This window comes from Micromonospora sp. ATLC20 (assembly GCF_057196585.1).
Genome location: NZ_JBXUOV010000312.1, coordinates 1 through 3502 on the forward strand (window position 1 = coordinate 1; position 3502 = coordinate 3502).

Annotated in this window: 4 protein-coding genes and 1 pseudogene; 3 read left to right on the plus strand and 2 right to left on the minus strand. The window is 73.3% G+C overall.

The window, feature by feature from the left end; translation table 11 throughout:
• Both accD and AC2CHG_RS30650 read right to left on the minus strand, forming a co-directional pair.
• Positions 1-851: acetyl-CoA carboxylase, carboxyltransferase subunit beta (gene accD, locus AC2CHG_RS30645; protein ID WP_484526127.1), on the minus strand; the 851-nt coding region annotated here is incomplete at its 3' end.
• On the minus strand, positions 848-1201 hold the full coding sequence (locus AC2CHG_RS30650; protein WP_194799242.1) for a TcmI family type II polyketide cyclase: 354 nt from the start codon (positions 1199-1201) through the stop codon (positions 848-850). The genes accD and AC2CHG_RS30650, both read right to left, overlap by 4 nt.
• A gap of 429 nt (positions 1202-1630) precedes the next feature.
• Between AC2CHG_RS30650 and AC2CHG_RS30655 the strand changes: the two genes are divergently transcribed.
• From AC2CHG_RS30655 to AC2CHG_RS30665, 3 genes and pseudogenes are all read left to right on the plus strand, one after another.
• Entirely contained in the window at positions 1631-2455 is an 825-nt protein-coding gene (locus AC2CHG_RS30655) for an AfsR/SARP family transcriptional regulator (RefSeq protein ID WP_484526128.1), read from the plus strand.
• Between the two features lie 62 nt (positions 2456-2517).
• Positions 2518-2865: a TcmI family type II polyketide cyclase gene (locus tag AC2CHG_RS30660; protein ID WP_262011755.1), complete on the plus strand. Its 348-nt coding sequence runs from the start codon at positions 2518-2520 to the stop codon at positions 2863-2865.
• Between the two features lie 251 nt (positions 2866-3116).
• Positions 3117-3502, plus strand: a pseudogene (locus AC2CHG_RS30665) (helix-hairpin-helix domain-containing protein); the annotation flags it as partial.

Here is a 3502-nt window from a genome sequence, read left to right on the forward strand (position 1 = left end):
GGGGCGACGGCGATGCCGCCGCTGGCTTCCACGCTGATCCGCATGCCGTCGAGGTCGAGCGGGTCGTGCAGCGCCGCGAGCCGGCCCCGCAGCGCGTGCCGGGGCACCACCATGTCCACCTGGCCGTGCCGCAGCAGGTATTCCGCGGTCTGGAAGCCCTCCGGCAGCTTCGCGCCGGTGACCTGGCGGATCACTCGAGGGCCGGCGAAGCCCAGCCGGGCGCCGCTCTCGGCCAGCACCAGGTCGGTGTTCGTAGCGAAGGAGGCGGCCACCCCGCCGTACGTGGGATCGGTGACCACGCTGACAGTGAGCAGGCCCGCCTCCCGCATCCCGGCGAGGGCCTGGCTGACGGTGGCCATCTGCATCAGCGACAGCGCGCCCTCCTGCATCCGCGCCCCGCCCGACGCGGTCACCAGCACCAGCGGGATGCCGTCGGCGAGCGCCCGCTCGGCGGTCCGGGTGATCAGCTCACCGACCGCGCAGCCGAGGCTGCCGCCGAGGAAGCGGAAGTCCATCACCGCCAGCGCGACCGGGTGCCCGCCCAGCCGGGCGGTGCCGCAGAGCACCGCCTCGTCCAGGCCGGTCGCCGCGCGGGCCGCGCCGAGCCGGTGCGGGTACGGCAACTCGTCGACGAACTCGATCGGGTCGACGCGTACCGCCCGGTCCGGCAGCGGGACGAACGAGTCCGGGTCGGCCAGCTGCGCCACCCGGTCCGGCGCGTCCAGCCGCGCGTGCGAGCCGCACTCCGGGCAGACGTCCAGGTTCCGGCGCAGCCGCTTGCGGTAGAGCAGCGACGCGCATCCGTCGCACCTCGACCAGAGCTGCTCGTCGCGCGGGGCGGTCGTGGTCACAGTGGCCGCCCGGCGGTGTCGTACCGGTGGGCCGGCGCGTCGTAGCGGTAGAAGCAGTGCGCCATCGCGTCGCGCGGCGACCGCCAGGTCGGCAGGTACGGCGAGATGTACGGCCGCAGCCGCTCGCTGATCCGGATGAACTCCGGATGCCCGCGGTTGTCCTCCACCGCGCCCTGCGCGGGCGTCTCCGTCTCCAGCAGATGGACGTAGAGGTCGTGCAGCCGGTACAGCGAACGGTGCCGGACCCCGACCAGGCCGGGCAGCTCGGTCGCGTCGGACTCGGCGAAGATCTCGGCCACCCGGTCCTCGGCCGTCGGCACCACCTTGGCGACGATGAGCGAACGGTCCATTCGCGCCTCCTGGACGTCCCGGTGCGCGGCGAACCGGTCGCGCCGCACGGATTGCCACACGGTCGCGCCGACGGCGTCTACCGGGCGTCAACCGGGCCCCATCGGGCCACAAACATGGTGACGCTGCGTTGACGCAAGCTGTGCGCGAGCTATGGGAAGATCGCTTTCCGGCCCCCAGGTGACGACACTTCTTCGCAGATCACGGGCGTATTACCGAGCCCACTACGGATAGTCAGGTGACCGACCGACCGTTGACTGAGAGTAACAGGCGTTGATATTCTGCGTCTCGGTCAGCCCGGCCACGGTGGAGCTTCCGGCCGTGGCGGAGGCGTTCCGACACCGGCGTCGCGGGCGGCGGTCCGGGCAACGCGAAACGGTCGGGACGAGGGTTCCGGTGCTGGGGGGTGCGCCGTGTCGGGTGGATCGAGAATGCCGACGGCGGGCGAACCCGCCCCACGGGTGTCACTGCATCTGCTGGGCGGCTTCCAGCTGCTGCACGACGACACGCCCGTGGTCGTACCCCGGGGGTTGCAACGCGTCATCGCGCTGATCGGCCTGCGCCCGGCCGCGACCCGCAGCCACCTCGCCGGGCTGCTGTGGCCCGAGACGCCTGAAGAGCGGGCGCTGTCGTCGCTGCGCACCGCGCTGTGGCGGCTGCGGCAGGATCCGTGCTGCCCGCTGCGCACCGACGGCGACACCGTCCGCCTCGGACCGACCGTCCGCCTCGACGTGGACGACCTGGTGGAGACCGCGGCGCTGGTCCGCGAGGGCACCGTCCCGCGCGGCGCCGCCGGCGCCGGGCGCCACGACCTGCTCCCCGGCTGGTACGACGACTGGGTGCTGCTGGAACGCGAACGGCTGCGTCAGCTGCGCCTGCACATGCTGGAGGAACTCGCCGGCAACCACCTCACCGCCGGACGGCACGGCGAGGCGCTGGAGGCGGCGCTGGAGGCGATGGCCGCCGAACCGCTGCGGGAGACCCCGCACCGTCTGGTGGTCCGCATCCACCTGGCCGAGGGCAACGCGTTCGAGGCGGTCCACTCCTTCTACGTCTACCGCGATCTGCTGCTGCGCGAACTACGGCTGGAACCGTCCCCGGCGATGACCGCGCTGCTCGACGACACCCTCGCGCCGATCCGCCGGGCCAGCCGCCCGGAGCCGCCGCCGCGCCGCACGGACCGGACCGCCAAACCGGCGCCGCGCGCCCCCACCTCACCGTCGCCACCACCATCAATGCCCCGGGGTACGCGGTGACGGCGAGGTGACAGCGCGACCGGCACCGTGAGGCCAGCACCGCGGCGGCGAGAGGGGTCACGATGAGTCGACTGTTGGTGGTCAGCCGGATCGTGCCGGGCGCACAGGGGCGGGTGGCGCAGATCTTCGCCGAGGCCGACGCCACCGAACTCCCCCACCTCACCGGCGTCCGGCACCGGTCGCTGTACTACCTGCACGACCTGTGCGTTCATCTGATGGAGACCGTCGACGTCGCCCCCGATCTCACCGCGGAACTGCGCGACAACCCGCTCTACGAACAGGTGAACAAGCGGCTGTCCGCGCACACCTCCCCGTACCTGCCGACCTGGCACTCGCCCCGCGAGGCCGTGGCCGGCTGCTTCTACAGCTGGGACTCCGCCGACACCCCTGCGCCCGACCGGATCCACTGACCGGCCACGGGCGACGGACGGGACGCCCCGGAACCACGCACGGCACCCGGGTTCCGGGGCGTCTCCCCGTTCTCCGATCCGCTCGACGCCGCCTTTCGGCACACGCTCGGTCATCCTCCGGGCACCGGCCGACACCGCCGGTCCCACCGTCGTGGCCCGGCCCCGGGCTGCCTGTCGTGCGCCGCGCGCGTGTGCGAAGCTGCCCCGAGTCTTTCGCCACCGTCGTGCACGTACATAGAAGGAGGTTGGCCATGCCGTCGAGCTTCGGGCAGTGGCTGTTCGTGATCCTGGCCCTGCTCATCGGATTCGGCGTCGGCTGGGTGGTCGTCGGCCGTCGCCGGTCCGGCGCCCCGGCGACGCCCACGGTGGAGACCGCCCCCGCGGTGACCGCCACCGTCGACGAGCCGCGCCCGGTCGCTGTGGTCGACGAGCCCTCGGCCGCAGCCACCGTGTCCGAGCCCGCCCCCGCCGAGTCCGCGACCGCCGAGCCGGCCGTCGCCACCGCCGCCCGCTCCGACGACGAGCCGGCCGCGTCCTCTCCCGCCGCCTCCGACCCGGTCGTGTCCGAGCCCGCAGTGTCGGAGCCCGTCACCTCCGACCCGGTCGTGTCCGAGCCCGCAGTGTCGGAGCCCGTCAC

What these genes read in the sequence shown, in the direction of transcription:
- AC2CHG_RS30650 (WP_194799242.1), bottom strand. Translation starts at nt 1,201, where the DNA reads ATGGACCGTTCGCTCATCGTCGCCAAGGTGGTGCCGACGGCCGAGGAC.
- AC2CHG_RS30660 (WP_262011755.1), top strand. Translation starts at nt 2,518, where the DNA reads ATGAGTCGACTGTTGGTGGTCAGCCGGATCGTGCCGGGCGCACAGGGG.
- AC2CHG_RS30655 (WP_484526128.1), top strand. Translation starts at nt 1,631, where the DNA reads ATGCCGACGGCGGGCGAACCCGCCCCACGGGTGTCACTGCATCTGCTG.